Source organism: Hymenobacter amundsenii, assembly GCF_002204745.1.
GTDB lineage: Bacteria > Bacteroidota > Bacteroidia > Cytophagales > Hymenobacteraceae > Hymenobacter > Hymenobacter amundsenii.
The window spans coordinates 1-1,047 of sequence record NZ_NIRR01000096.1 but is presented as its reverse complement, the minus strand read 5'-3'; the positions used below and the strand labels follow the sequence as shown (position 1 = coordinate 1,047).

General features: G+C 63.6%; 2 protein-coding genes. Both read right to left on the bottom strand.

All coding sequences use genetic code 11. From position 1 onward, the window contains the following. Window positions 1–33 precede the first annotated feature (33 nt). On the bottom strand, window positions 34–669 hold the full coding sequence (locus tag CDA63_RS20065; RefSeq protein WP_088466225.1) for an IS630 family transposase: 636 nt from the start codon (window positions 667–669) through the stop codon (window positions 34–36). Next, the gene (locus tag CDA63_RS20060; RefSeq protein ID WP_088466224.1) at window positions 620–991 is read right to left on the bottom strand and encodes a hypothetical protein; all 372 of its coding nucleotides are present in this window, start codon (window positions 989–991) and stop codon (window positions 620–622) included. The genes CDA63_RS20065 and CDA63_RS20060 overlap by 50 nt, the downstream gene beginning before the upstream one ends. Window positions 992–1,047: the final 56 nt, after the last annotated feature.

Here is a 1,047-nt window from a genome sequence, read left to right as displayed (position 1 = left end):
CTATAGCGGTTTCGTGAACGGTTCGTTCGTTTTTCAGTCCGTGGTGGCGTGATAGCCACAGTGGTCAAACCAGCCGAGCGCATCGGAGCTGGTAATCCAGTCGACGGCCGCTTGCAAGGCCTGCAGCAAGGCCTCGCGGGTACGGGCCTGGGCCGCCCGCAGCTTCGTCTTTAACTTGCTCCAGGCCTGCTCCACCGGATTGAAGTCGGGCGAGTAAGGCGGCAGAAACAGCAGTTCCACGCCCCGTTCGGCCAACCACTGTTTTACGCCAGCGAGCTTATGGGCCGACGCGTTATCGAGCACCAACACGTCGCCCCGGCGCAGCGTCGGGGCTAAGCATTGGGTCACATACCAAGCAAAGCGGTGCTGATTGAGGGCCCCATCGAGCACTTGCACGGCCCCTAAGCCTCTGACCGACAGCGCCCCGATCAGCGTCAGTGACTTACCCCGGTTCAGGGGGATGGTCCCGCCTACCCGCTGACCACCTTTGGCTCGGGCATAGCGCCGGGTATAGTCCAGCCGAAGGGCCGTCTCGTCGAGAAAGTGGAAGCGGGCCACATCGGGGCGGGTACAGACCCGAGCTACGTGTGCGGCGCGGGCTGTGCGCACGCGGGGCGTATCACGCTCCGTGGCATGCAGGCTTTTTTTTGCGGCGCAATCGATTCGCATCCAGCACGTTCCAGATACAAGTCTGGCCCACAAGCCGGCCTGAATGTGCCAGCCAAGCCGCCCCTAACTCGGCCAGCGTCGCATCGGTGTGTTGCCCCACGTAGGCCACGAGCCAGGCCTGATCCGAAGCCGACAGCAAGCGGGCAGGGCCGCCACGCGCTGGTTTAGGTGCCAGCGAGCCGGTTTCGCGCTGCTGGCGTAATAGTAGGGTGACAAAGGCGCGGCTGACGCCGAAGCGCTGGGCCACCGCCGTTTTGCGGGCTCCAGGTTCGCCACAGGCAGCGGCCACGCGGGTGCGCAGATCAAGCGAGTAAGGTTGCATCGTTGCCTATACGGCTAGGCCCCGAAAACGCCTAAACGGTTCGCGAAACCGCTATA

Coding starts and splice junctions, on each gene's coding strand:
- CDA63_RS20065 (WP_088466225.1), bottom strand. CDS start 669: ATGCGAATCGATTGCGCCGCAAAAAAAAGCCTGCATGCCACGGAGCGT.
- CDA63_RS20060 (WP_088466224.1), bottom strand. CDS start 991: ATGCAACCTTACTCGCTTGATCTGCGCACCCGCGTGGCCGCTGCCTGT.